The following is a 25519-nucleotide window of genomic DNA, read 5'->3' as shown; positions in this document are numbered from 1 at the left end:
TTCACTGTTCCTTACTTATCATTGGCCAACTCAAACGCACACTCACACCGCCTTCGGAAGATTCACTGATCGACACCTGACCTTTGCCAGCAAATAAGGCATCCACACGCTGTTTAAGGTTACTCAATCCAATCCCCGAACCAGAGTGATTGCTGACGTGACTCAACCCCACGCCAGTGTCTTTCACTTCAATTTGCAACAGTTGTTTCTCTTGCTTTATCAGCAATTGGACTTCACCACCTTCACGTTTTGGCTCGATGCCGTGAATAATGGCGTTCTCTACCAAAGGTTGCAGCATCATCGGAGGCAACTCTGTATTTCCTAACCCTTCTTGCACCTCGATTGTGTAACTTAAGCGCTCGCCTAAACGAATTTTTTGAATACCCAGATAAGCGTCAATCAAGGCGATTTCATTCTCAACCGTGGTGTGATCCTCACGCGAGTTTTTTAGCGTTGCACGCAATAACGCCGTGAGTTGATCCAACATTTGTTTGGCTTTATCGACGTCTTGCGACATCAACGCGCTGATATTGGCAAGCGTATTAAACAGAAAATGTGGCTCAATTTGGCTTTGCATCTGCTTGAGCTGGCTGAGTAAAAGGGCTCGTTCTTGTTCGGCATTTTCACGTTTGATGCTCTCTAGCTCACGCTGTGCAATGGCTTCTTTTTCGCGTGAATGAAAATAAAAATAACACATACCGCTAAACAGCAGGCCCATCAGCAAGACAGGCAACATGCCCGAAATACCGAAGTATTCACCGAGCCAAAACTGCGCATTAATTACACCAAACAACAAACACGCGGTCAGTGATAGCGCAATTTCTAGCATGCGTGGGATGGTCGGAAACAACTTGTCGATCAACCACGAGAAGAACAGTGCAGAGTAGCCAAAACCAAAGCTCACCAGCACATGCACGTAGTACGGACCGCCCCAAACTGAGAGCGTCATTCCCGAGATAAACAAACAAAACAACGTGGTGACAACCACACTGCGCTGCCATCCACTTGCTACCATTGACTTAGCTGAACACATTTAAAATTTCCCTTTGATGTTAAATACAATCATATGCTTATCGTTGATTTGTGCGTAAGCAGAATGGTCGTCTCCGGTTAAAAAGCGTGCGGCAACTTCCACTTCTACACTTTGATCGCCAGTGTCAATCCATTGGTAATTCAGCCATTGCGTCACAATCACACCGCCATCTTGCGGCGAGTACATGACGTCCAATGTTGGAGTGATATCGCTAAGCCACTCCAAATCCGCTCTTCCGCGCCACGCTGTCCACGCTTCGAGATCCCAGCGCCAATGCAACATGAGATTGTGCTGAACAATATTGGCGTGTTGAAACCCTTGGGCGTAGCTAGTAGCAAGTAGAGTCGTATCCGACGATTGGGAGAACCATTCACCACGTGCGAATGCTTGCTCCCATTGGCTTTTCGACCATGCTCGGCTGTCATACCAATATTCGGCGATCACATTGTGTCCGGCTTGGTTCGCCCAGTTCAATCCCACCAACGCTTGGAAAGCGCTGCCTTGTTCTTCCACCGTCACAGGTTGATAACGATCGCTCGGCTGCCCTTCATTTTTAAACTGATAGCCAACGCTCTGCTTTTGCCACAGCAACGAGCTGTGCATGGCTATAGATTCATCCAACACGGCAATGGCACTCGCACCCAACAAACCCCGACGCACATCATCGTAATAGCCTATGAGTTGGTACTCCGTATCACCCACCAACGCATAACGGCGAATCCCAAACCCACGCTGCTCCGCGGCTTGATCAAGCGCGCTTTGCTCCTGTTGCCCCCAACTCGAGTCCGTTGCAATCGCCGTCCATACACCTGACATGTCGTAATACGAAAGTGAAAATACACCCGCTCCCTCCTCTGCCACCAAGCCGACCGGATTTTGTCGATATGGTTTGAACAAATCTAAAGGTCGATAGCCATAACCTACGCCCCAATCAACGCGCAACTTGCCCGCGCTAACATCCAAAGTGGTATCACCAACTTGCCATTCGCCCTGCCACGCCAGTTCTCGGATAAGAAGTTGATTATCCGCCTCGCCCCACCATTCATGCTCACCTTGCTGATTGAGATACAAACCTTGGCTGTACAAGGTGAATAAGCCACTGATGTTTTGATAGTTCACTTGCACATCAAGTAAAGCGTTGAGCGAGTCACGCGCGCTTCCTTGCGCCTCCATAAACGCGCTATCTCGCTGCTTGGCGGTTTCGTAACTTACCGCCCAATCCCATTCAAAACTCAGCTCATCATTGGCCGCAACAGGTGCAACCATCCATAATGAAGCGGCAATGAAGCTAATCGCAGCGCTGTTTACATTGATGGTGGCGTTAAAGAATCGCACTTTCATAAAACATCCTTGATGGCGTTAATAACCTTAAATTACAGCTCCGATGTATTGGCTTTCGGCAAATAACTCGGGTTGTAGAATTTGTTATCCAACTGCCACGGGACGATTTCTTGATACTCAATCACCGTCTTTTTGCTCGGTTGAATGCTGTCGAGCAGGGTCATCTCACTGACGTAATCTTCGCCGCGGTTGGTCGCTCGTCCGTATTGCGCTTGCTTGGCAAGCTTGCCCGAACGCAAATAAAGATCCGCTTTGATCGGGAACGCATCTTGCTCAGACAACCACAAATCGATCTTCTGATAACTCGCCCCCTTGGTCTTGGCCGTTAGGGCAAGGCGATAAACCGCGATGCTCTGTCCATTTATCGTGAGGGTTTCCGTCGCTTTCCACTCGCCTTGGTAATCCTGGCTCCACGTCAACGTTGAAATATCACCAATTGAGGCTTCACCAAGCAGCTTTTGCATTGGCGTAATACGAATTGGGCGGCGGCTCTTTGGCATTTGCAGCCAGTAGTTATCGCCCATCATCAGCATCTTCTGCCCCGCTTCGACCGCCGATTTGAACACCACCAGCGATTCACGGTTTGGCCGCGTGTACACATGGTAGAGACGCGTTTTGTCCAACTCTTGGTCTTGATACAAACGCACCAGAGACACCACTTTAGAAGAATCATCTTGCAAGCGGTAGCTGTCGGCTTTCTCAATCAACTGCGCGACTTGTTGTGCATCCAGCGCTTGTTCAGCAGCACTCGCAACGCTGCTGACAGTCAATAGTGTGATGGTTAGTAATGGTTTGGAATTAAACATAGATCAGTGCCTCCGTAATTGGCTTGTTCACGCCTTTACGCGCCGAGAAAAACGCCGCGACCAAACAAATCAGCAATACTGATAACCCTGCAGCAGCCACCAGCTCCCAAGAAAAGTAAATCGTCAATGGATAGCCTTCTGTGCGTCCTGGCGGTGGCGGCATTTGTACGTCCACCACCATCAAAAAAATGGTCACCAGCGCGGTAAACAAGGCGCCGATTAAACTGCCAATCACCGCGAGTAAACCCGCTTCGCGTAAAAATCCGGCGATGATTTCTCGGGGATAACTGCCCAATGCGGACAAGGTGCCGATTTCACGAGTACGCTCGGTCACAGACATAGTCATGGTGTTGAACAACGCGACAAACACGACCAGAGCCATTACGGCGCCCATAATGCCGAAAATACGGTCGTACAAATCTTTCACTTTGAGATAGAAGAACGCACGCTCTTGCCAAGGCGTAATTTCAACCTCTTGATCGCCAAAGCTCGGTTTTTGTTTGTTTAGAATCATCGCGACTTGCTGTTCAACCTTGTTGGTTAAGCTGGTGTCGAACAGAAATACTGACAGCGCACTGACTTTGTCCGACCCCAGCAGAGACTGAGCACTGTTGATGTGTACGTAAAGTTGGCGTTTATCCAGCTCAGGAACGCCAGTTGAGTAGATACCGCGAACTTTAAAGTCGTAAGCGTTCAAAGCGCCATCTGTCGTAGTAGCAAGTAAGGTAATCCAATCACCCACGTTGACGCTCAGATTATTGGCGAGATCCACCCCAAGCATCACTTCTGGCTCAGAAGCGTCGTAGCGAGAGGCATGAATGTTGGAAAGCGTCTGCCCATCACGCACGTCCAAAAACGGCCCTTTGATATCGAACTCGCGTTCGTTAACGCCGATACCAATAAAAATCGAGGACTTGCTGCCGTTAGAGATCAAACCGCTGAAATCCACTCGAGGCTGTACGCCTCGCACCTCACTCAAACCAATCAACTGTTTGGTGATCTCATCGGCATGGCTCAAACCATTGCTCAATGGCATCTCTTCTTCTTTAGCGAAATAACCCGGCGTGGTTAATGTCAGATGCCCCGTGTCTCGCGCTGTGGATTCTTTCAAGCTGTCGTAGGTATAAAGGCCGAAACCACCTGCGCTGGTCAGCGCAAAAACGGCAATGGCGATGATCAGCATCGACAACAAACTGCGTCGGCGATTACGTTGTAGATTCAGCCAAGCAAGGCGAACCGAAACGGGAATTAGCTTGCCCATGAGACCTCCTCCACACTGGCGTGCGTTTGGATGATTTTGCCGTCCACCAGCTCGATGGTGCGATCGCAGCGTGATGCCATGCGAGGGTCGTGAGTGGCGACAATGAAGGTGGTACCAAACTCGTGCCCGAGCCCTTTCATGATATCGATGACTTTGTTTGCGGTTTGGCTATCGAGGCTTGCTGTTGGCTCGTCGGCAATTACTAATGCAGGTTTGTGAACCAAAGCGCGAGCAATCGCTACCCGTTGCTGCTGACCACCAGACAAGTTATCGGGCATGTGATGGATAAATTCGCCCAGCCCCACATGTTCCAGCATTTGTGAGGCAAGTTCGGTTTGTTCAGTTTTTGAAAAACCGTTGAGATGCAACGGATAAGCGACGTTCTCCAAAGCCGTCATCACTGGCACCAAGTTGAATTTTTGGAATATAAAACCCAGCTTTTCACGGCGCATTTTCGCAGCCTGCATTTGTCCGCTCGGGTAAGGTTGGCCAGCAAACGTTACCTGACCTTGATATTGAGAATCCAACATGCCAAGCACATTGAGTAAGGTACTTTTTCCTGAGCCGGAAGGCCCACACAGCGCCACCATTTCACCGGCAAACACCTCACCAGAGACATCTTGCAACGCGCGTACGGTTTGGCTGCCGAGGGTGTAATCGCGACTAAGTTGACTGAAAACGATCATGACGCCTCCTTAATGTTTAGCCAGTAACGCTTTGGCAGTTTGCGTTTCTAAGTGAGTGCTATCGAAACTTTCCATTTTCGCCAACCATTTCTGCGCTTGCTCCATGTCCTCAGCACGCAGCGCTGCTTCAATGGCGTAAAGGTAAACCCAAGCCGTTGCCGCGAACGGTTGTTGATTGAAGCTCGGTTCATCAAGCAGAGTCAGGTACAGCTCGTACCCACGCTCAAAGTGATTAAACATATCCGGAAGCGAAGTGTAAGTGGTGGCCGCCATCGCAGTAGCCAATTGATATTCTGGTAGCCCTTGTAAACGCTGCTGCTCTTGAATCGGCATAGGTTGATTTGCCATTAAATCCAAACCTTTCTGAATGGTGGCAAGCCCGCGCTCAGTGAACTTCATCTTGTTCCATGGCATAAACACATCGCGCCCTTGCAAGGTTTCACTGCTGCCAAGGTAAACCAATGTCACAGGCGTAGCGCCTTGCTTTTGAACTAATTGTGAAAGCTCGTCATGTACAGTATCCACCAAACCCGTGTCGCCCTGTGCGGCTTGGTTAAAGCGAGTTAGTAACTGCTCAGTAGGGTTTGCCAACGCCAAGCTGCTACTCAAGGTAAACGCTGCCAATGCCGCGCCGAGCAAGGTTGTGGCTCTGGATAAATGAAGATTGAAGACCATCATGGTGACTGTCCTTAGTTGAACGTGATTTGATGGTTTCAGATTACGCCATCGCTTCATAGTCAGCTGTAGGATGCGACCAATGGTATTTTTAGGGAGTAAATGGGCGTGAGCGGCGATAAATGGTTTTGAGTGAAAACACAATAACATCCGAGCGAGTTATCAATTATTGCTGGATTCAACACTAAGTACGATAAAAAGAGTGGCGAAAATATCAAGGCTGGTGTATTTATCCTCTTCACAACATTCCCAGTCGACGTACCACAACAGATGATGCTGCACCTCCTTTCTCGCACTCCTTTGCGCCGCATCTGTGAACAGGCCTGTTGTGCTTTCACTTTCAACAAATCTAAGAAAGCCAACATACCCGACCTATTGGATTCTTAGCATCGGAATAGTTTGAACTCTCTTGAGTTCTGGTTGTTTTCGCTCTTTTGAGAGCGTTTTTAGGTTGTAGTAAATGAACAAGCGTTTCTTTCCAAGAATCGATTTGCCACTTTTGATGGCGATAATTCCGATCATGTTATTGAGTTCGCTGACGCTATGGAGCGCCAGTGGTTTCGATGAATCCATGCTCTTTAAACACTTAGCCCGCTGCGCACTGACACTGGTGTGTATTCTGGTTATGTCATCCATTCCAGCAGCCAGTTATCAACGCTCGGCACCGTACTTGTATTTTGTCGCCGTGTCGTTACTGCTGGCCGTCGCGCTGTTTGGTGACAGCACTAACGGTTCACAACGATGGCTAGATATCGGCTTTTTTCGTTTTCAACCTTCGGAATTAATTAAGCTGTCGATTCCGATCATGATCGCTTGGATGCTGCATCTGGAAGGCGGCAGACCTGACTTTCGTAAAATCGCGCTTTGTTTGATGATTACCTTGGTTCCCGCAGGGTTGATCGCTCTGCAACCCGATCTGGATGGTGCGATCTTTACCGTGATCTACGCACTATTCGTGTTATTTTTCGCGGGTATGAGCTGGAAAATCATTGGCGGATTTGTGGTGAGCGTTCTAACGCTCGCCCCGATTCTGTGGTTTTTCGTGATGGAAGCCTACCAAAAAAGCCGTGTGACTCAGTTCTTACACCCAGAATCTGACCCACTTGGCTCTGGTTACCAAATCATTCAGTCGCTGATTGCGATCGGTTCTGGCGGTATGAAAGGCAAAGGTTGGATGAATGCCACACAAGGAACACTGGGCTTTATTCCAGAAAGTCATACCGACTTTATCTTTTCAACCTATGCGGAGGAATGGGGGTTCATTGGCTGTGTGGTATTGCTGACGCTATACCTATTTATTACAGCACGGGTGATGTTGCTAGCATGCCAATCTGAGCACTTTTTTAGTCGCTTAGTCAGTGGCACATTGGCGATGAGCTTCTTCCTCTACGCCTTTATTAATACTGGAATGGTGAGTGGATTGTTGCCAGTAATGGGAAGCCCGCTTCCATTCTTTAGTTACGGCGGAACTGCCATGCTGACACAGGGCATCTGCTTTGGCGTAATCATGTCTCTGTGTTACTCCAAATACCGTAATACTTAGCGCTACTCGCAACATTCAGCACGATCAGAAAAGGCTTCCCTCGGGAAGCCTTTTTTACAACAACGAAAGCTAAAAATTATAGCTCAGCGTTGTGGTATACCTGCTGAACGTCGTCACAGTCATCTAGAAGGTCTAGGAACTTCTGGAATTTCTCTGCGTCTTCACCCACTACTGGCGTTTGAGTTTGAGGAACGAAAGTAATTTCTTCCACATCAATTGTCAGATCAGGGAATGCTGCGTTTAGCGCTGTTTTCGTTTTGAAGAACTCAGTGTGAGGAGCAAATACTGTGATCACACCATCTTCTAGTTCAACGTCAGTTACGTCTACGTCTTCCATCATTAGCGTTTCAAGAATCACTTCATCGTCTTCGCCTTTGAATTGGAATACCGCTTGGTGATCGAACATGTGAGACACAGAACCTTCCACACCAATCTTCGCGCCAACTTTTACAAAGCATTGGCGAACATCTTGGAAAGTACGGTTGCCGTTGTCTGTTAGACAGTCGACGATCACGCTTGTGCCACCAGGACCAAAGCCTTCGTAACGTGCAGGTACGTAGTCTTCACCACCGCCGCCGTTTGCTTTGTCTAGTGCTTTTTCAATAACGTGCGCAGGAACCTGGTCTTTTTTCGCTTTTGCGATTAGGTGTTTCAGAGACAAGTTCATGTCTGGGTCACTACCACCGTTTTTCGCACACATGTAAATTTCTTTACCGTATTTGGAATAAACTTTAATTTTTGCGCCTGCAGTTTTCGCCATAGAGGCTTTGCGCACTTCAAAACTTCTTCCCATCGGGATGTCTCTCTAAGTTCAAATTTAATGCGAAGGATTTTAGCAAAGAGTGAAACATTGTCCATTTCACTCTGCAAAGGAATGGGGAGGAAACCTCATTCGCCGCTACGGTTTACACCGAGCCACGGTTCGCATCATGCGACACCCATTACTCGTTTGTACTTTTCGACTGCCTGTTGAAAAAAGACTTTTTCATCAGCATCGTTAATCTTAGACAGCTGTTCTTCTATTGCTTCAGGGCCAGATTTGGCCTCTCTGAGTTTCCAAACCAAAAACGACGCTTGTTTATCCAGTTCGATCTTGTTTTTTTCATCAGGCGGCAACAGGGATAGATTAAACGACATTCACAGCCTCAAGGTACTTTAAATACTAGCCGCGCACTATAGCATACAGAGTTACAATTGCAGAATAGAAACGCACTTAACTTGATCAATTTCAAGTTACTCACTTGGGTGTGGCGATATTTTTGAGGGCTTTTGGCAAATATTGTTCAAAGATTTGCTGTAATCGCGCCTTCGTCACAGGCTTAGCAACAAACTCGTTCATGCCCGCTTCAAAGCAACGCTGCTGATCTTCTTTCACTACATTGGCAGTTAATGCGATGATCGGCACGTGAGCGCCCCACTCATTCATGTCACGGATCTGTTCTGTCGCGATAAACCCATCCATCACTGGCATTTGGCAATCCATAAAGATGAGATCAAAGGCGTGCTCGCGGCATAACTGCAGCGCTTCTTCACCATGGCTCGCGACACTGACTTTAAGCCCTAGCTGCTCCAGCATAATGCGAACAACCCTCTGATTCACTTCTGTATCTTCGACAATCAAAACCCACGGCGTATCTGGATTTTTGTTCGTTGCCTCATTCGCCTCTGTTCGAGGAAAATCGAGCACATTGAGCGGATCGGTATATGTTGGAAGACCGCTCACCACCGTTAAAGGAATGGTGAAATCGAAACAGCTTCCCAAGCCAAGTTCACTGGTTAGCTTGATGTCTCCACCCATGATGTGGACGAGTTGGGCACAAATCGCCAAACCTAACCCTGTACCACCATATTTGCGAGTTGTACTGCCATCGGCCTGTTGAAAGCGTTCAAACACCGCTTGCTGGTGCTCTTTGGCAATACCTATCCCCGAGTCCACAACGCGAAAGCGAACTTGGGCGATATCGTTGTTTTGCTCGTGCAATGAGACAAGTAATTTGACATGACCACGCTCGGTGAATTTGACCGCGTTGCTAAGTAAGTTATTGAGCACCTGCTTCAGACGCCCTTCATCTCCTTGTACTTCAGCGGGCAACTTAGGGTCGATATCGCTGAGTAATTGCAAATTCTTTTGCTGGGCTTTTACTGTATGTAAGCTGATCACATCATCCAATAACTGACGAAAATGATACGTCTCGCTGGCGAGTTCCACCTTCCCCGCTTCGACTTTGGAGAAATCGAGGATGTCATCAATAATGGTCATGAGCGATTGCGATGAGTTATCGATGATCTCCACAAATTCTTTTTGCTGCGGATCGAGCTTAGTATCACTAAGCAGCGACGCCACACCAATAATGCCATTCATAGGGGTGCGGATCTCGTGGCTCATGGTCGCGAGAAACTCACTTTTCTTGCGATTGGCGACTTCCGCCTTATCTCGCTCGGCTTCTAACTCGGCTTGATGCTCTCGCACTTTTTGCACGCTTCGATTGTATTTTTGCGCCAACAAGCTGACTTCATCAAAACACCAACGTTTGGGCAGCGTGACCGTACTCGGCGCATTACCGCCGCTAAAATCACTCACCGCACCGGAAAGCAACTGCAAAGGATTCACCAATAAACGGAAGGCAACCCACAACACCCCAACCATCAACAACAAAATTTTTATCGCTTCTGTCGTGAGTAGAAAAAAGAACTGTTGCCATAAATCTTGATAGACGGCGCTAAGGTCAGACTGCACAGTCAGCTCTGCGAGCTCAAACGTTTTTTCACCCACACTAAACTGCATCGGCCAACGCCTCTCAACCACATCTTGCGTGATTTCTGTTCCGAGCTCGATGATAACTTCGTCTTTGGTAGCAATGCGTAGGTAATCCACAGAAGGCAAACGCATCGCCCCCAGCGCTTGGGTGAGTAACAGCTCACGGTCTTCAACCCACAAACTGGCTGAAAAGCTGGAGAGGTAGCTCGACTCCACTTGTTTTAAGTCGGTGTCGAGATGGGACAACTCTTCTTGAAAATCACGATATAAACTGATGGCAGAAATGACTAACGTAAAGATCAAACTCAACGTTAAAACCGCCAGCATAAGCTGGTTACCGATACTAAACCGGCGTTGAGTTCGCTCTTTTACATCCATATGAAATCACTCCGATAATCTTGCGCTACTCTAAATATAGTCGTGAGCAAATAATAATCGAGGATAGGATGAAAGGACTTCTACGTGTATTGGCTTTTAGTTGTATGGCAGTCAGTGCAGCGACCGCCGCTGAAGAGGTGAATTATTACGTTATCGCCGACCAAGCAAGGCCATTTCAAATCGAACAACAAGGACAACAACACGCCGGGATCGTGACGGATATTGTGAACGCGATTTTTGCCAACTCAGATTATAAGGTGAATTTTCACACCTATCCGTTTAAGCGCATGATTTCAGTGTTAGAAGCGGGTGGGGAAGAAAACTGGCTGACATACGGCAGTCCTGATTGGGGCCGAGTTCAATCAGAAAACCTATCTAAAGAGCCTATTTACACTGTAAAACACGTGTTGGTATCCAGCAGTGATGCGCCTTTTAAATTCAATACCATGCAAGACATCAAAGGTCGTTCCATCGTGTTGCTGCTAGGTTTCGACTACCCAAACTTAATGCCGTTTTTTGAAGATAAAACCGTCAACGAGATGCGCGTTAAAGATTACGACGCCGCATATCGCGTAATTCAGAGAACGCCAGGCGATACGGCGTTTGTCGAGATGGAATCGCGGGTGATGTACAACTTAAAACGTCTGGAACTGCCACTCGAACAATTTGAGATTCAATCTTTTAGCGCTGTGATCCCCGACTATTCGATCTATCTGGCCTTTTCTCCAGAGATGAAACCTGAAGTACAACACTTTATTAATCAACGCCTGTCGGATCTAAAAGCCTCGGGAGAGATCGATAACATCGTCAAACACTATCTTTAACGCGCCTAGCCCTTTTACTGGTGCAGCTTTTGAGATCCCCACTAAAACGCCAGCCTTCTCAAGCTGGCGTTTTTGTCTATTCGATTTGATACCCGCCAGTAACGATCATTCCGTTTGATCAACAAAATGGGGATCAAACATGTGCCCTAATTTGTTTGCTTTGGTTTTTAGATAGTGTTGGTTGCTTGGATTGCGACCTTCTTGCAGTGGCACACGCTCAACGACATTGATGTGCGCGTTTTTCAAAGCCGCAAGCTTACGGGGGTTGTTGGTCATCAGACGCACTTCGTCAATCCCTAAATGCTCTAACATCCCTTTGCAAAATGCATAGTCTCGCATATCAGCAGCAAACCCCAAACGCTCATTCGCCTCGACGGTATCCGCACCATCATCCTGCAAATGATAGGCGCGAATTTTGTTGATTAAACCAATCCCTCGTCCCTCCTGACGCAAATAGAGCAGCACGCCGCAGCCCTCTTCGACGATGTTTTGCAACGCACGATTTAACTGAAAACCGCAATCGCAACGGGTGCTAAATAGTGCGTCCCCAGTGAGACATTCAGAATGGAGCCGAATCAATGGCGCAGGCTGAGACGTCGGGTCGCCGTACACCAGCGCGAGATGCTCCTTCCCTGTAGCCGTCTCGATGAAGCCGTGCATCATGAATGTGCCCCACTGAGTTGGCAGCTTAGCTTTGTCGATGAACTTAACCAAATTGTAAGGCTCGACATGTCGCAGCTCTGCGCGTACGTTCATCAAAATTTCTCCTAGGTGGTTCAAACCTTTACCGTCTCCCCCATCTCCCCAAAATGCGTCCTTGTGCGAATGCTCAGTAAGGCAAGCATTGCCCGTGCGCATCAGTTTCTGAGCAAGTTTCGGGTTTTGGAGGAATTTTTCTCGCACAATGAACGCCATGACTGAGAGCTTCATGTTGTCCCAATCACTGCGAACGAGATGCTCGTACTGACGGCTTAACGCGAACGCTTCATCCGGCGATTGGGCTTTCTGAATTTTGGTTTGCAGTTGGGCATCAACAAATTTCTGAGCTTGATAGTAGTGTTCGCTGGTGGGCCAAGATTGGGAAGATATTTCGACGGGGGCATGACAGAAGTTGGAGAGGAAGCCGTGCGGCTCATCGGGCTCGTAGAAAAGGATCTGATCAACCATATTCGCGCTCCTGCTTAGATGATATGGATAGTCAACAAAAGGCATATCCTACTGATATATCTTTTAGTAACGCCTCTACCATTTGTCAAACCATAGTAAGCAAGCAAAGTGACTTCAGACTGAATAAAAATAAGGTTGGAGAACAAACAAAACGAGCAAGAAACTTCGGTTAAATGATGGGGTTAGCAAATAAAAAGGGCAGCCAGTTGGCTACCCTATAGAGTGGTACACCGAATTGAGAGAATCAGTGAATCAAGCCAAGTTCTCTTGCTTCTTCAATGCTTAACCCGCTTTCGCGGATTTCACGCAGTGCCTCAATGCGACGTCTGGCTTCTGCTGATTTCATTGTTTTCTCTGGCTTCACAACGGTTTCTTCTTCTTCGGGTAATTCCCACTTGTGAGCGATGTTGGTCATCTCTTCATGGTCGATAGAATTAATGGACATATTTCCTCCGAACACACCATGTTTTGGACAGCTAATCTATAGCAAACCCACTGTGCGGAGGTAAGAAAAACAGTGGGGAAATGTGACCCCTCCCGACCTTTCATCAACTCGTTAATAGATTCATCACTTACCTTTTGCCAAAGGCCAAATTTACGATTAAATTTGAAAAATTCCCCCTAAGAAAAGTGTGCTGATCCAGCTCTCACTTTTGTCTTTTTTTATCACACTCTCGTAACCAAAATTCGACTTTTTCTTTCATTCAAGTTTCGAGTCACTTCACCTATTCGGTCGATTACGCTTTCTTCTCATTTGCACATACGATAATGATAATAATTATCTTTTGTATTGGTTGGGTATTTTTAATGAGTGAGATTAATTTAAGTCACGCCTTTCACAGCGATCCGGTCATCCAGATCCGAGATTTGTGCGTGGACTACATCACCGACAATGGTGACTTTAATGCGGTGAAATCGGTCAGCTTTGATATTGGAAAAGGCGAAGTATTCGGCCTTGCTGGGGAATCTGGATGCGGAAAGAGTACCATCGCTTTTTCGATCAATCGTCTGCACAAGCCGCCCGCGTTTATCTCTGGTGGACAAATTCTGTTCCAAGGTAAGGACATCTTACGTTTGTCCGATAAGGAGCTAAGCGCGCTGCGTTGGAGCGAAATCGCCATGGTATTCCAAAGTGCCATGAACTCGCTTAATCCGGTACTGACCATTCAAGAGCAGTTTGCAGACGTCCTACGTCATCATCAAGGACTCAGCAACGAACAAGCCAAAGATCGCGCCGAAAAACTGCTCGATTTGGTGAACATCCCTCGAGATCGACTGGGTGAATATCCGCACCAGTTCTCTGGGGGAATGCGCCAAAGGCTGGTTATTGCCATCGCGCTGTCTTTAAACCCTAAGCTCATCATTATGGATGAACCAACGACAGCGCTTGATGTGGTGGTGCAGCGAGAGATCCTGCAACAAATTTATCAGCTGAGAGAAGAATTTGGTTTCTCAGTTCTTTTCATCACCCACGATTTAGCTTTGATGAGCCAACTGTGCGACCGCATCGCCATCATGCGCCATGGTGAGATCGTAGAAGTCAATCACGCTTACGAGATCCGCAATCACCCACAACACCCTTACACGCAAAAATTGTGGGCCTCGTTCCCCAATATTCACGATGTTCACAAGCAGCCAGAGCAACAAGGAGCACCAGCATGAGTCAACCGATCATTCAAATGAAAAACGTGATCAAAGAGTTCACTGTGGGCGGTGGCTTTGCCAAAGAAGAGACTTTTCGAGCGTTGCAAGGCGTCAGTTTTGATCTTTACGCTGGGCGAACATTGGCTCTCGTTGGCGAATCAGGCTGCGGTAAAAGCACGTGTGCAAGGCTAATCACAAAGGTTTACCCGGCGAGCGAAGGGGAAATTCTATTTAACGGCACCAACATCAATGACATCACCTCACGACACGATATTCAAGATTATCGCAGTAAGGTACAAATGGTGTTTCAAGACCCTTTTGGATCGCTGAACCCTACCCACACAATTCGTCATCATCTAACTCGCCCGTTGAAAATCCACAAGCAGGTGCAGCATGACCGCGAGATCCCGGCGAGATTGGAGGAACTTCTCAAGCTGGTGGAATTGCCAGAAGATACGTTAAACAAGTACCCGCACGAACTCAGCGGCGGTCAGCGTCAGCGAGTAAATCTCGCACGCGCACTGGCCGTCGGTTCACAAATAATTTTGGCCGATGAGCCAACATCGATGCTGGATGTGTCAATTCGCTTGGGCGTATTGAACTTGATGCAGCGTATGAAGCAAGAGCTTGGGATTGGCTTTTTGTACATTACCCACGACCTCGCCACCGCGCACTACATCGCTGAAGAAACAGCGGTGATGTATAAAGGGCAAATCGTTGAATGGGGTGACACGCACGCGATCTTGAAAAATCCACAGCACCCATACACTAAGTTGTTGATCTCAGCCGTGCCCGATCCTGATCTGCCATTTGGAAACTTGGTGAAAAATGAACCAAACTACTCAATAGACGCCGATGAGATCCGTCATCGCAGCAGTGTTGTGGTTGATGAATATGATCAAGTTGGTCCGAATCACTTTGTTAAACAATGGGTTGAGGCTGCATGATGGAACTGACCTCCTGGCAAGATCAAATCTCGGATTGGTATGAAACTAGGAAGCATGATCAAGTAGACGTGTTAGAAGCGATCTTGTACGAAGCTCCTGATACCGTGTTTGGTCCTAAGCTGTCTGATCAACAAAGCAAAGCCATCGCCTGCTGGCTAGATGGATGTTTGAGAGTATTTCAATACGCCAGGTATCAAGACCATCACAAAGCTTACCAAACTCTGCTCTATGCAAGCGCGAAGCTCGAACAAGCGGCATGCCACCCCATGAGTGATATTCTGCTTAAAGATTGGTGCTTAAAACGCTTACAGCATTTGACCGTATTGGCGTTGGAATTTTGCAATCAACAGCAAGATCAAAGCCAATGGCAACAACAAGCCAATAACTTGATCGAATCACATGTCGCCTTAATGCGATCACTTAACTGGAATGAAACAAGGAAACATGATCAAGGACTGCGACATTAATACGGAAGAATGATCAAGAGTGTTCAGGAAAATTAGGCAAAAAAAAAGCGAGTTTCTTGAGGAGAAACTCGCGAAGTCTATTCAGAATGAATGTAACAATATGAGCCAATCTATTAATCATCAGAAAGGACAAAAGGTTGTCTATTCGAGATAAATCTTAGTCTTCGCTCAGACATCTAATGTCAGTGGTTTGTTAGAGTTGAGTCTGTTTTCTATCATCGAAAGACATTGTTACATTTTAAATCAATCAGTCACGGCTATTACTCACCCCTGCTTGCGCGAGATCATATTAAATCGCCATTTCATCCAAAGCACGGAACACCATCTCATCCATGTGACCATCAAACACTTGTCGGCAAACTTTACGGCGCACCGCTAAACCAGCAATCAAACGTTCAATCGTGAGATGTTTAACCTCGTTTTGAGTGTTAAACAGCTCTACAGTTTTGCTCAGAGTCTCATAAGGAATCGGTTCATCCCCTACTCTCAGCCAATCTAGCTTCTCAATGTACTCAGAACACTCTTCTTTGATTGAGGCATACGAGTGCCCTGTCATTGCAGACAACGCCGTTATACTGCGTTCTAGCGCCTCTGGAGAGGTGTATTTCGACAGAGTAATGGTGATCTCATCAGCGTTGATCTCGACAAGGTGCTTTCTTTGCTTCACTCGACGGCCCAAATTTCCTCGCGGAGACGGGGTTTTGCGCTGAATAGGCTCAAATTCGCCGTCAATGATGCCTGAGAGCGCTTCAAGCTGCTGTCGGGTTACCATTTCATTACGAAGCGGGTTTGGCAGCGTAGGCGCCATGTTGCGCTTGCCTGCGTTGGTTGTACGAGCACGTGAGTAACGCAGCACCTCTTCGACGTCACATTTGATGTCGATCTGGTAATCCATCACTTTATCATTCTCGATCATAGTTTCGATCGTTAAGTGATAGCCCCATAAGTTCACCACAAAAAGATCGTCTGTCCCTTTGCCGTCTGACAAGCGTTTCAGCTCACGGATCAGATCCATTGAGAATCGACGCCATTCAATGTTACGTGCAAGCTTCTGATTTAACTCGCTCAACAGCATGCAATCTGTGTGTCGGCGCACCATACGACTACGGAAAAACGAATACAGCTGGAACACCAACGTATGCTGTTTCAGGATTTCTGGTGGGAACAAGAAGAAATAATCGCGTGTTAGTAGTTCTTCGTAGAACGACGGTTCCCACACCAAGATGTATAAGTTGGGTTTAATACGAATTTCGCCATCACTGCCTTCAACGGGCGCTTCTTCTGAAGCCGTGATGGTACGGGCTAAGAAGCGGAAGCGGTCACTCTTAAAGCCTTCGGGCATATTTTCACTGAGCCATCGACCAGTGAGTTCATGCAGTTGGAAATCGGTAAACTCGATACGATCGATACTGTCACGGATGGAATCACGCGCTGGGCCACTGTCTTTTTTGCCACGTAATGACAAAATATCGGTGATGTAGAGCGGCGTTTTATTCGGAACGTGCGCGGCATCCATTTGATATTGATCTTTATGATGATCATGGTATTGCACTGTCAGAGTAAACAACGCAAACAGCGTCATCAGATCATCGACTGTCATGATATTTTTGGAAGATCGCGTTTCAATCACCGCTTTGGTGCCTGAGATCGACACCATGGATTTTTGATAGCTTTTACGAGTGCGAGGTGGTGCGAGTGCTTGGTCAATGATCCCCGCCCAATTTGTTGGTGAAACGACAAATTGATCCGCTTCATCCTTCATCATTGGTGGCGTATTTAAGCCGTGCTCATTCAACAAGCGCTTGTTCACTTGGGTTTGTGCGAGTGCCTTAGAACGTTTTTGCTTTTCATTCTGACGAACTTTGTCAGTGACTAAGCTTGTTGCCCCCAAAACCGAAATGAGCTGGTTTGGGTTTACAAACTTATGCAGCATGGTTTTGCCTGCTAGGCCTTCCTCAAAACGTACTGGAGTCTGGGTAAACAAGCCGATATTGACAGCCGCTCGTAAACGTTGCTGAAGTGCAGCACGAGTCAGTTGACCGTCTGTGGCTTCAACAATCTCAGTTGTTGAAACAAGTCCATCTTTGCTGCTGAAACCTCGCAATGAGATCAGATTAAGCAACTCTAAGATGCTTTTGGTCACCCCTTTGAAATGTTGGTACTGCTCTACCCAATCAGCAGAGGATTCATGTACCTCAAAAAGATGGCCATCCTTATGGCTTCTTGGTGCTTTAATCAGAATTTTTTCATCAGCCGTCATTTTAGATCCAGATCACACTAGCCGTAGTTGTGCTATGGTTCCGAAGAATAAAGAAAAACAGATCATAAATAAAGAAAAAATCTTGTTTTTTAAATAACTGATCTTTTTGATTATTCTGATCTTAATTGATTATATGATCTATTGATCTGGTTATTTTTACGAACCTAAGTAGCTGTTATTAATGGGAATTTTCTTGATGCACTTCGGAACTATGATCATAGCTTTACCGAAACGATGATCAACAAAACCTTGAAAGCATGATCACTTCATTCCGCAAGCATGATCATTAAGTTCCTGAAAAGATGATCAAAACAATCATGAAACGATGATCATGATGTCTGTACAGGTTATCCACAGAAATCCGTGATTACCTCGATCTTGATTTGTCGATCCTCTGCTATTGTGAGTGTTTCGAGGTTGCGGATCAATGATCAAGCTAAGGTTATTTCATCTCTCTTTACCTTCAATTGTTGCCAAATTAGCCAAACGATTAAAATGACGTCAATTTGAGTCCTTAGCCTCAAAGATTGCATGATTATCAGAATTAACGGAAGCATGATCATGAAAGACACTATGTCTTGTTTGCCGATACTGTATTTCATCGTTCTGAAGGTTGAGAGGCGCATTTATGCGTCAATCCCCCATTCCGTCTGCACTCAGCCGTAAATAGCGCATTAAAAAGCATGCTTCCGAGAAACCTACTTGCTTGATCATTTTTCCGAGAAATGGATCCATGTACTCAAGCCTTGATTTACCTTCATTCGTCCATTATCTGCCATGATCATGCTTTCGTATTTACAGTTATCTTCGAAAACATGATCAAGAGTCTTCCTTGATCATGGTTCCGTTCTTATTCGTTGTCTTTTCGCTGATTTTGCTTCGGATGCATGATCAAGGTCGTGACGCGACACTATTTCCTCTCTTTTCCTCCACAATCAGTATGTAAAATGATTTAAGTCGATTGAAATCACATAATCCGTAATTTAGCCCACTTATATAATCGTTCCGGATAAAATAGATTTACATTGTAAATAAGTGACAATGTAACACTTTTAATTTTGATAAGAACTAACCTCTTTTATTTGGAATAAATCGATTAAAAATTGATATATTTTTCTTCTTAAATCATAAAACAGCCAATTTTGATGGTTTTTTATGTGATGGTTGTTCAAAATGAATGTTCACCTTTTTGTTGTTTTTGAAGTCTACTGCTGTACAATTGGATGCAGATATCCTTCCAACGGAATTTGGCATGAAAAGAGAAAAAACGATTGAAAATCTTCAAGAGTTAGCTGAGCTGACGCAACAAGTTCAAGCTGACCGTATTGAGATTGTTTTGGAAGAGCGAAGTGACAACTACTTCCCACCAATGTCTAAGGCGATGATGGAGACTCGCTCTGGTTTAACTCGTCGTAAACTGGATGAAGCGATCGGTAAGATGGAAGCCGCAGGCCACCAATTTACTAAAAACAACGCGAACCATTACTCCATTACGTTAGAAGAAGCACACATGCTGATGGATGCGGCTGAAGTACCAAAATTCTATGAGCGTAAGAAGAATAACGGCAATAAACCATGGATTATCAACGTACAAAACCAAAAAGGTGGTACGGGTAAATCAATGACGGCCGTACATTTGGCTGCTTGTTTGGCGCTTAACCTAGATAAACGCTACCGCATTTGTTTGATTGACTTGGACCCTCAAGGTTCATTACGTCTGTTTTTAAACCCGCAAATCAGTGTGGCTGAGCACGACAACATTTATTCAGCGGTGGACATCATGTTAGGCAACGTGCCTGATGGAGTAGAGATCGACCGCGAATTTTTACACAAGAACGTGCTGTTGCCGACGCAATATCCGAACTTGAAGTCAATCTCCGCATTCCCAGAAGATGCTATGTTTAACGCAGAAGCGTGGCAAACGCTGTCTGAAGACCCATCACTTGATATCGTTCGTCTATTGAAAGAACAGCTTATCGACAAGATTGCGAATGACTTCGATATCATCATGATTGATACCGGTCCGCACGTCGACCCTCTGGTTTGGAATGCGATGTACGCGTCCAATGCACTGTTAATTCCTTGTGCGGCAAAACGTCTAGACTGGGCATCTACGGTTAACTTCTTCCAGCATTTGCCTACGGTTTATGAGATGTTCCCAGAAGATTGGAATGGCTTAGAGTTTGTTCGTCTAATGCCAACCATGTTCGAAGACGACAACAAGAAGCAAGTCTCGGTATTGACGGAAATGAACTATCTGCTTGGTGACCAAGTGATGATGGCAACCATTCCACGTAGCCGTGCATTTGAAACGTGTGCAGACACCTACAGCACTGTGTTTGATTTAACCGTAAGTGATTTCGAAGGCGGCAAGAAGACACTTGCAACTGCTCAAGATGCGGTTCACAAAAGCGCATTGGAATTGGAGCGCGTATTGCACTCTAACTGGCCGTCATTAAATCAGGGGTAAACAGTAAATGGCTTTGAAAACGTCTGAATTAAACGCGAAATTATTTGGTAAAACGAATAAACGTCGAGTAGCGACTCCACAAGAAGCGCAAACGGCAGCAAAAGAAAAAGCGCAAACCATCGAGTTGGCAGTGGCGGGTGAGGGCACGGTTCAGTTTGAATTAGTTCGTATTCCCGCAGATAAAGTGGCAAGCGAGACGCGTGTGTTCGCGGACAATGCCCGTGAACAATCATTCTTGAATGAGCATGCTTTATCTGATGTTTTGGTGACACTGAAAGAGCGTGGTCAACAGTACCCAGCTGTTGGTCGTCGCACTGACGATGGCAAAATTGAAGTGCTAGACGGTAGCCGCCGTCGTATGTCTTGTATCTTGGCGGGTAAGGATTTCTTGGTTTACGTTGGTGATGGCATCAACACTGAACACGCGAAATTCCTATCTGACGTCGCGAATGCTCACAAACCGCTGTCGCTTTACGAAAAAGGCAAAGAGATGCAGGCTAAGCTGGAAAGCGGTGAAGCCGAAGACCAAAAAGCGCTAGCGAAAATGTTCCAATGCAGTGAGGCATTGGTAAGTGGTGCGCTTAAAGCCGCGGCATTGCCGCTAGAATTGCTACAAGCGTATCCAAATGTTGGCGATTTAGGTCGTCCAACCATCGTTAAACTGCACAAACAGTTCTCAACATTGACCGCTGAGCAGCAGCAAAACTTGTTGGATAAATGCCGTACATCTGAAGGTTACTTGTGGCAACGTAGCAAGGCACAAGGCGTGGCTCGTTTGACCAAAGAAGTGACGGAAAGCATCGAAAGTTGGATCTCAGAGTTAGCACCAGCTAAACCTGCAAAAAAAGCTGAAAAAGTTGACCTTGTCAAAGGTCGAGCAAGCTACAGTCGTAAAGGAAGCAATCTTGCTCTCAATCTGAAGAAAGTCGATGACAGCTTGATGGAAGAAATCCTTGCTTTTGTTCAAAGCAAAATGCAATAAAACTAAGCTTTAACGATAACCGCCTTCGGGCGGTTTTTTTATGTCTGCGATCTTGAGCGTGTGGAAGCATGCTCCGTATAGTAGATGTGATAACATGGCGGCAGTTCAACATCGGATAGACCCCATGCACGCACAATCTGAATTTCTATCTTCACTTCAACGCCAATCTCAACATGCTTTTCAACGCTCAGGCATTGTTTTGCAAGGAGAGGCCGATTGGCAAGAGTCCATTCTCTCTGCATTTCTTCAAACTCAAACCACACAACGTTGGTTCTGTGTTGGGGATTGGTCATTCGAGAGTGCCTTTTGTGTTGGAATGAAGCAGGGAAATCGACTACTCGGAAGAGAATGTGATGTGCTGCTGTTTGACGCGCGAAAAGAGTTCGATGCTAATAGCTTTACGGCGGCAATTGGCTCTCTCGTTGGCGGTGGAATGTTACTTGTTGTGACAAATACTGCTCAACCACAACACTTCGCTGAGCAATGGATGCAGACCCAATGGCAAAAGCTGATAGTGCTTGAGCAGGGGAAAGTCATTCCCCAGGTTTCTGAGTTTGCTATTGCGCAGAGAAATACAGAATACATAGAGCAGACTCACGCTGTTTCATTAATCGAGAAAGTGGTGAATGGGCATCGCAAGCGTCCTTTAGTGCTCACGGCTGATCGCGGTAGAGGTAAAAGCAGCGCATTAGGCATTGCTTGTGCTCAGTTGTTGCAGCACAAGCCACTGCGTATATTACTTACCGCGCCTTCTATTAACGCTGTTGAGCCAGTCTATCAGCACGCGCACCGTTTACTTACTGATGCCAAACAGATGAAGAAAGACCGTTTGGAAGTCGGATATGGGTATATTCAGTTTATTGCGCCTGACGAATTGTTGTCTTCGCTGCCTGAGTGTGATTTGTTGCTAGTCGATGAAGCGGCTGCGATTCCCGTCCCGATGCTCAAACAAATCACCGAGCATTATCATCGTTTGGTCTTTTCTAGCACGATTCATGGCTATGAAGGCTGCGGACGTGGCTTCACGTTGAAGTTCATTGAATGGTTGCAACAACAACGACCTGGCATGAAGACGTATCACATGCAGCAGCCAATTCGTTGGAGCGTAGATGATAAGTTAGAAACGTGGTTGTATGACGCTTTTATCTTGAACGCTGAATTATCGCCGCAATCCATTGAAGGCATGGCGAACGTATCGTTGAACAAAGTGGACAAGCAAGCACTGGTTCTCCAACCCAACTTACTACGCGAATGCTTTGCTTTACTGGTTAACGCTCATTATCAAACCTCACCGAATGATTTGCTCCATTTACTGCGAGATGACAACAGCTCCGTTTATCTCGCGATGGATAAACAAAATATCATCGGGGTCATTCTCACGGTTGAGGAGGGCGGTCTTGATGACGAGTTAATTGAAGCTGTTCAACTTGGTCAACGTCGCCCTAAGGGGCATTTGACGCCAATCACCATCATCAATCAACTTGGTTTGGTAGAAGTAGGTAAGCTTATTACTTCACGAGTAATGCGAATTGCGGTGCATCCTGATCTACAAGGTTCGGGCATTGGCAAGCGCATGCTAACACTACTCGAGGAAAGTGTTGGTGCCCATGTGGATTACCTATCGACAAGTTTTGGTGCGACGGATGAGTTGATTCAGTTTTGGCAACAAGCTGGTTATCAATCCATTCGTTTAGGAACTATGCGCGATGCCGCCAGCGGTTGTTATTCATTGTTGATGGTTCGCCAACTTGCGAATAAATCACAAACTTGGATTGATGACGCACAAGCATTGTTTCATGAGTTTTTGTCTGCGAGCCTTTCCCTTGTTTATCCTAAGTTAGAGCCGAGTCTGGCTAGAAGCTTGTTGCGTCAACCGATTCAACATCAAACCTTACATCCGACTAAGCGAGTATTGCTTCAAAGCTATGCGCAGGGTGGTGCAAGCTATGAATCGATTTTTGTGTGGTTACAACAGTGGCTGCGTCAACATGGTTTAGCGCCTGTTTCTGATTTGATGATAAGTAAAGTGTTCTTAAACCATGATTGGGGCATTTGTGCCAAACAATTTGGATTATCGGGAAGAAAGCAAGTTGAGCAACAGTTAAGAAGTGAGTTAGAAAAGTTGTTGAATCAATTTACAGTGTAAACGCTACGCCTTATGGACTTACACTGTAAATAGAGACGAGCTGAGAGGAGTGACTTTACACTGTAAATTCACTCCTTTTTTGTTTTTGATGAATGATAAAAAGCAAACTCATGACCGACAAAGTTCAATTTTGAGCTGTAAACAAAACCGCCAATAAAAGGGAAGAAGTGGCGTCGCCACTTCTATTGTATTGAAGCGCTATAACTACAAGGTACAACTTTCCATGCTGTAGAGTGGAGCATGAAGTGAAACGAGAGTGGAATGATTTACGCGGATGAATCACCATGCCTAATACTTTATTTACTCAATAATACCAAGGCTTCGACCTTTAGTGACCTGAGCCCTATTCTTCGAAGTGCGAGGTTTGTTCAGAAAATGTTTTTGGTTAGACTGAAAGTGTTGATGGGAAGCAAAGTGGTAAGGGTATGTGGAAGCTGTGTCTTGAGTTATCTGAAGATAAGACCAAGGTGATAGCCCGTCTTCCGGGAGAAGTGGACCTCGGTGGTGAGCTAAATCAAAATGAATTAAACGAGCAGCTCGTCGCAATGAACGCTGAAAATATGTTTGTTGTTGAGGGGGAAGTCGTGAGATTCATTAACTGCGCCAAAGAACGTAAAGCCGAAGCTTACGAAGGCATCGTCATTGCGGAAAAACGCAACGCGCAAGTTGAGGTCGAATTATCGAATAATGACATGCTCGCCAGTATGAACGTTGTCGGCGCGTACGGAGGCCGAGGTTTACGTGGCCCCGAGATTGTTCAAGCCCTTGCTCAAGCGCGAGTTTCGAAAGGCATCAACAAACTGGCTTTGAAGAAAGTGTTGGTTGTCAGCACTCAGCTCAAACCCGGCGAAACTTTTTCTCAACCTGTAGCGGTTGGTAAGCAACCTATCAAAGGCAAAGACGCTCTTTTTACTCCTCTCGTTAAAGACATCACCAAACGCATCCTCAAACCCAAAGACGGCCAATCTGCTAGCGATAAAATTGATTTACGTAACCTCGGTGAAACTATCGCGGTTGACGTAGGCGATGAGGTGATGCGCCGCACGCCTGCGACCAAAGGTACGCCTGGTTTTACTGTTCAAGGGCGAGTGATTCCTCCACAAGCCGGGAAAGACAGCCCAATGAAGCCAGGCAAGGGCACCGAGATAAGCAAGCACGACCCAAACCTATTGATTGCATCGGTATCCGGTACGCCCCTGATTAAAGACAAAACCATCGAAGTTGATAACGCACTCTGTCTCAATAGCGTTGGCGTGAATACAGGCCACGTGAAATTCAAAGGGAATGTGATTATCGGTGGCAACATTGAATCCGGCATGATTGTTAAAGCTACGGGTTCTATTACTGTAGGCGGCTTCATTGAATCGGCTGACGTACAAGCGCAAGGCGACATTCAAGTTGGTAAAGGGATCATTGGCCACACCGTGAGTGATGGCCAGCCAAAGAGTTGTCACGTCAAAACCAAAGGCTCGATTCGAGCCAGCTACGCCCAATATTGTGATTTGCAAGCTGGCGAAGATATTGAGTTGGCGGTGCACAGCATGAATAACGATATTGTTTGTGGGCGCAATCTGACGGTGCTGGATGCGAACGGTAGGAACGGTACGCTCAGCGGCGGAGATGCAAAAGTCGGTGACAAAGTGGTGTGCTTACAATTGGGCGTAGAAGGCGACACCGCCACTAAGGTAGAAGCGTTCGCGCGCTATTCTGCATTTAAGGAGCGATTAGCAGAGCTCAAAGATCAATACAAACGCGCTCAAGAAGGCACGATGGATGTGATTCGCAAAGAGCTCGAATTTAAGAAACGTCCTAAAGCCGAACGTACCGACGAAGAACAAGCTCAGATTGATGTGATGAAAACACAAAACAACGAGCAGCTTGAAGCGATAAAGCAAAAGCTAGAACAAACGGAACATGACTTTGAAGTCGCGTTAGAAGAAAATATTGTCGAAGCCAAAGAGCGTGTCTTCACTCGCGTGACGGTGCAGTTTGGCGACGAACAAGTAACGACAAAGCGCACTCATGGCGGTTGTTCGTTCCGTTTCAATCAATACGAAATTAAAGTCTCGGCGAACTTGGAAGAAGAGGACGTCGCTGCGGTTTAAGCTTTCTTACTCACTGAGCCCACACG

General features: G+C 46.4%; 21 protein-coding genes. 9 read left to right on the top strand and 12 right to left on the bottom strand.

Going from position 1 to position 25519, the window contains the following annotated elements; genetic code table 11:
- Position 1 precedes the first annotated feature (1 nt).
- The 6 genes from ACF8CV_RS09980 to ACF8CV_RS09955 are packed head-to-tail and all read right to left on the bottom strand — an operon-like array spanning position 2 to position 5805.
- Positions 2–1033, bottom strand: a complete 1032-nt coding sequence (locus tag ACF8CV_RS09980; RefSeq protein ID WP_025788661.1) for a sensor histidine kinase — start codon at positions 1031–1033, stop codon at positions 2–4.
- The gene (locus ACF8CV_RS09975; RefSeq protein WP_138938156.1) at positions 1034–2374 is read right to left on the bottom strand and encodes a hypothetical protein; all 1341 of its coding nucleotides are present in this window, start codon (positions 2372–2374) and stop codon (positions 1034–1036) included. It lies immediately after the preceding gene.
- A gap of 32 nt (positions 2375–2406) precedes the next feature.
- A complete protein-coding gene (locus ACF8CV_RS09970; protein ID WP_025503807.1) occupies positions 2407–3180 on the bottom strand; it encodes an outer membrane lipoprotein-sorting protein in 774 nt (257 codons plus the stop codon).
- Positions 3173–4441, bottom strand: a complete 1269-nt coding sequence (locus tag ACF8CV_RS09965) for an ABC transporter permease (protein WP_138938155.1) — start codon at positions 4439–4441, stop codon at positions 3173–3175. The genes ACF8CV_RS09970 and ACF8CV_RS09965 overlap by 8 nt, the downstream gene beginning before the upstream one ends.
- On the bottom strand, positions 4429–5127 hold the full coding sequence (locus tag ACF8CV_RS09960; RefSeq protein ID WP_005481731.1) for an ABC transporter ATP-binding protein: 699 nt from the start codon (positions 5125–5127) through the stop codon (positions 4429–4431). The genes ACF8CV_RS09965 and ACF8CV_RS09960 overlap by 13 nt, the downstream gene beginning before the upstream one ends.
- 9 nt (positions 5128–5136) lie before the next feature.
- Positions 5137–5805, bottom strand: a complete 669-nt coding sequence (locus ACF8CV_RS09955) for a hypothetical protein (protein ID WP_208871057.1) — start codon at positions 5803–5805, stop codon at positions 5137–5139.
- Positions 5806–6262: 457 nt separating this feature from the next.
- Here ACF8CV_RS09955 and rodA point away from each other — a divergent pair, with 457 nt between their 5' ends.
- Complete coding sequence (gene rodA, locus ACF8CV_RS09950; RefSeq protein WP_005464909.1) at positions 6263–7345, top strand: rod shape-determining protein RodA; 1083 nt, start codon at positions 6263–6265, stop codon at positions 7343–7345.
- Positions 7346–7421: 76 nt separating this feature from the next.
- Here the strand turns inward: rodA and ACF8CV_RS09945 are convergent, their stop codons facing one another.
- From ACF8CV_RS09945 to ACF8CV_RS09935, 3 genes are all read right to left on the bottom strand, one after another.
- A complete protein-coding gene (locus tag ACF8CV_RS09945; RefSeq protein ID WP_025500765.1) occupies positions 7422–8138 on the bottom strand; it encodes a YebC/PmpR family DNA-binding transcriptional regulator in 717 nt (238 codons plus the stop codon).
- Between the two features lie 134 nt (positions 8139–8272).
- The gene (locus tag ACF8CV_RS09940; protein ID WP_005464888.1) at positions 8273–8482 is read right to left on the bottom strand and encodes a DUF3283 family protein; all 210 of its coding nucleotides are present in this window, start codon (positions 8480–8482) and stop codon (positions 8273–8275) included.
- Between the two features lie 100 nt (positions 8483–8582).
- Positions 8583–10481 (bottom strand): ATP-binding protein, encoded by a 1899-nt coding sequence (locus ACF8CV_RS09935; RefSeq protein WP_005484783.1) that lies wholly within the window; start codon positions 10479–10481, stop codon positions 8583–8585.
- Positions 10482–10549: 68 nt separating this feature from the next.
- On the opposite strand from ACF8CV_RS09935, the gene ACF8CV_RS09930 reads away from it, so the two are divergent.
- Positions 10550–11305: an ABC transporter substrate-binding protein gene (locus tag ACF8CV_RS09930; RefSeq protein ID WP_005484702.1), complete on the top strand. Its 756-nt coding sequence runs from the start codon at positions 10550–10552 to the stop codon at positions 11303–11305.
- Between the two features lie 105 nt (positions 11306–11410).
- On the opposite strand, the gene ribA is transcribed toward ACF8CV_RS09930, so the two are convergent.
- Positions 11411–12472: a GTP cyclohydrolase II gene (gene ribA / locus ACF8CV_RS09925; protein ID WP_005477438.1), complete on the bottom strand. Its 1062-nt coding sequence runs from the start codon at positions 12470–12472 to the stop codon at positions 11411–11413.
- Positions 12473–12716: 244 nt separating this feature from the next.
- Positions 12717–12917: a PA3496 family putative envelope integrity protein gene (locus ACF8CV_RS09920; RefSeq protein WP_005477395.1), complete on the bottom strand. Its 201-nt coding sequence runs from the start codon at positions 12915–12917 to the stop codon at positions 12717–12719.
- A 362-nt stretch (positions 12918–13279) separates the two neighbouring features.
- On the opposite strand from ACF8CV_RS09920, the gene ACF8CV_RS09915 reads away from it, so the two are divergent.
- Genes ACF8CV_RS09915 through ACF8CV_RS09905 form a run of 3 tightly spaced genes read left to right on the top strand, consistent with a single transcriptional unit; the run spans position 13280 to position 15530 of the window.
- Positions 13280–14134 carry an ABC transporter ATP-binding protein gene (locus ACF8CV_RS09915; protein WP_005497621.1) on the top strand — a complete coding sequence of 285 codons (855 nt, stop codon included), beginning with the start codon at positions 13280–13282 and terminating at the stop codon, positions 14132–14134.
- Complete coding sequence (locus ACF8CV_RS09910; protein WP_138938154.1) at positions 14131–15063, top strand: ATP-binding cassette domain-containing protein; 933 nt, start codon at positions 14131–14133, stop codon at positions 15061–15063. The genes ACF8CV_RS09915 and ACF8CV_RS09910 overlap by 4 nt, the downstream gene beginning before the upstream one ends.
- A complete protein-coding gene (locus ACF8CV_RS09905; protein WP_171055957.1) occupies positions 15063–15530 on the top strand; it encodes a transcriptional regulator in 468 nt (155 codons plus the stop codon). Before ACF8CV_RS09910 ends, ACF8CV_RS09905 begins: the two co-directional genes overlap by 1 nt.
- 289 nt (positions 15531–15819) lie before the next feature.
- Here the strand turns inward: ACF8CV_RS09905 and ACF8CV_RS09900 are convergent, their stop codons facing one another.
- Positions 15820–17790: a replication initiator protein RctB domain-containing protein gene (locus tag ACF8CV_RS09900; RefSeq protein WP_005477480.1), complete on the bottom strand. Its 1971-nt coding sequence runs from the start codon at positions 17788–17790 to the stop codon at positions 15820–15822.
- A gap of 1252 nt (positions 17791–19042) precedes the next feature.
- Here ACF8CV_RS09900 and ACF8CV_RS09895 point away from each other — a divergent pair.
- The 4 genes from ACF8CV_RS09895 (at position 19043) to ACF8CV_RS09880 (ending at position 25493) form a co-directional block, all read left to right on the top strand.
- Positions 19043–20260 carry an AAA family ATPase gene (locus ACF8CV_RS09895; protein WP_005500197.1) on the top strand — a complete coding sequence of 406 codons (1218 nt, stop codon included), beginning with the start codon at positions 19043–19045 and terminating at the stop codon, positions 20258–20260.
- A gap of 7 nt (positions 20261–20267) precedes the next feature.
- The gene (locus ACF8CV_RS09890; protein ID WP_015313732.1) at positions 20268–21242 is read left to right on the top strand and encodes a ParB/RepB/Spo0J family partition protein; all 975 of its coding nucleotides are present in this window, start codon (positions 20268–20270) and stop codon (positions 21240–21242) included.
- 124 nt (positions 21243–21366) lie between these two features.
- Positions 21367–23388: a tRNA(Met) cytidine acetyltransferase TmcA gene (locus tag ACF8CV_RS09885; protein ID WP_171055949.1), complete on the top strand. Its 2022-nt coding sequence runs from the start codon at positions 21367–21369 to the stop codon at positions 23386–23388.
- Between the two features lie 425 nt (positions 23389–23813).
- The gene (locus tag ACF8CV_RS09880) at positions 23814–25493 is read left to right on the top strand and encodes a DUF342 domain-containing protein (protein ID WP_138938151.1); all 1680 of its coding nucleotides are present in this window, start codon (positions 23814–23816) and stop codon (positions 25491–25493) included.
- Positions 25494–25519 lie beyond the last annotated feature (26 nt).

The sequence above is a fragment of the Vibrio sp. zbq_1 genome, from assembly GCF_043102935.1.
GTDB classification, from domain to species: domain Bacteria; phylum Pseudomonadota; class Gammaproteobacteria; order Enterobacterales; family Vibrionaceae; genus Vibrio; species Vibrio parahaemolyticus.
The sequence above is the reverse complement of the archived record's forward strand: the minus strand, read 5'-3'. Positions and strand labels throughout refer to the sequence as shown.

Excerpts from the sequence above, each read along its gene's own strand:
- ACF8CV_RS09940 (WP_005464888.1), bottom strand. The coding sequence starts at position 8,482 with ATGTCGTTTAATCTATCCCTGTTGCCGCCTGATGAAAAAAACAAGATC.
- ACF8CV_RS09910 (WP_138938154.1), top strand. The coding sequence starts at position 14,131 with ATGAGTCAACCGATCATTCAAATGAAAAACGTGATCAAAGAGTTCACT.
- ACF8CV_RS09895 (WP_005500197.1), top strand. The coding sequence starts at position 19,043 with ATGAAAAGAGAAAAAACGATTGAAAATCTTCAAGAGTTAGCTGAGCTG.
- ACF8CV_RS09965 (WP_138938155.1), bottom strand. The coding sequence starts at position 4,441 with ATGGGCAAGCTAATTCCCGTTTCGGTTCGCCTTGCTTGGCTGAATCTA.
- ACF8CV_RS09915 (WP_005497621.1), top strand. The coding sequence starts at position 13,280 with ATGAGTGAGATTAATTTAAGTCACGCCTTTCACAGCGATCCGGTCATC.
- ACF8CV_RS09975 (WP_138938156.1), bottom strand. The coding sequence starts at position 2,374 with ATGAAAGTGCGATTCTTTAACGCCACCATCAATGTAAACAGCGCTGCG.
- ACF8CV_RS09880 (WP_138938151.1), top strand. The coding sequence starts at position 23,814 with ATGTGGAAGCTGTGTCTTGAGTTATCTGAAGATAAGACCAAGGTGATA.
- ACF8CV_RS09920 (WP_005477395.1), bottom strand. The coding sequence starts at position 12,917 with ATGTCCATTAATTCTATCGACCATGAAGAGATGACCAACATCGCTCAC.
- ACF8CV_RS09980 (WP_025788661.1), bottom strand. The coding sequence starts at position 1,033 with ATGTGTTCAGCTAAGTCAATGGTAGCAAGTGGATGGCAGCGCAGTGTG.
- ACF8CV_RS09930 (WP_005484702.1), top strand. The coding sequence starts at position 10,550 with ATGAAAGGACTTCTACGTGTATTGGCTTTTAGTTGTATGGCAGTCAGT.
- ACF8CV_RS09890 (WP_015313732.1), top strand. The coding sequence starts at position 20,268 with ATGGCTTTGAAAACGTCTGAATTAAACGCGAAATTATTTGGTAAAACG.
- ACF8CV_RS09970 (WP_025503807.1), bottom strand. The coding sequence starts at position 3,180 with ATGTTTAATTCCAAACCATTACTAACCATCACACTATTGACTGTCAGC.
- ACF8CV_RS09885 (WP_171055949.1), top strand. The coding sequence starts at position 21,367 with ATGCACGCACAATCTGAATTTCTATCTTCACTTCAACGCCAATCTCAA.
- rodA (WP_005464909.1), top strand. The coding sequence starts at position 6,263 with ATGAACAAGCGTTTCTTTCCAAGAATCGATTTGCCACTTTTGATGGCG.
- ribA (WP_005477438.1), bottom strand. The coding sequence starts at position 12,472 with ATGGTTGATCAGATCCTTTTCTACGAGCCCGATGAGCCGCACGGCTTC.
- ACF8CV_RS09955 (WP_208871057.1), bottom strand. The coding sequence starts at position 5,805 with ATGATGGTCTTCAATCTTCATTTATCCAGAGCCACAACCTTGCTCGGC.
- ACF8CV_RS09945 (WP_025500765.1), bottom strand. The coding sequence starts at position 8,138 with ATGGGAAGAAGTTTTGAAGTGCGCAAAGCCTCTATGGCGAAAACTGCA.
- ACF8CV_RS09905 (WP_171055957.1), top strand. The coding sequence starts at position 15,063 with ATGGAACTGACCTCCTGGCAAGATCAAATCTCGGATTGGTATGAAACT.
- ACF8CV_RS09900 (WP_005477480.1), bottom strand. The coding sequence starts at position 17,790 with ATGACGGCTGATGAAAAAATTCTGATTAAAGCACCAAGAAGCCATAAG.
- ACF8CV_RS09935 (WP_005484783.1), bottom strand. The coding sequence starts at position 10,481 with ATGGATGTAAAAGAGCGAACTCAACGCCGGTTTAGTATCGGTAACCAG.
- ACF8CV_RS09960 (WP_005481731.1), bottom strand. The coding sequence starts at position 5,127 with ATGATCGTTTTCAGTCAACTTAGTCGCGATTACACCCTCGGCAGCCAA.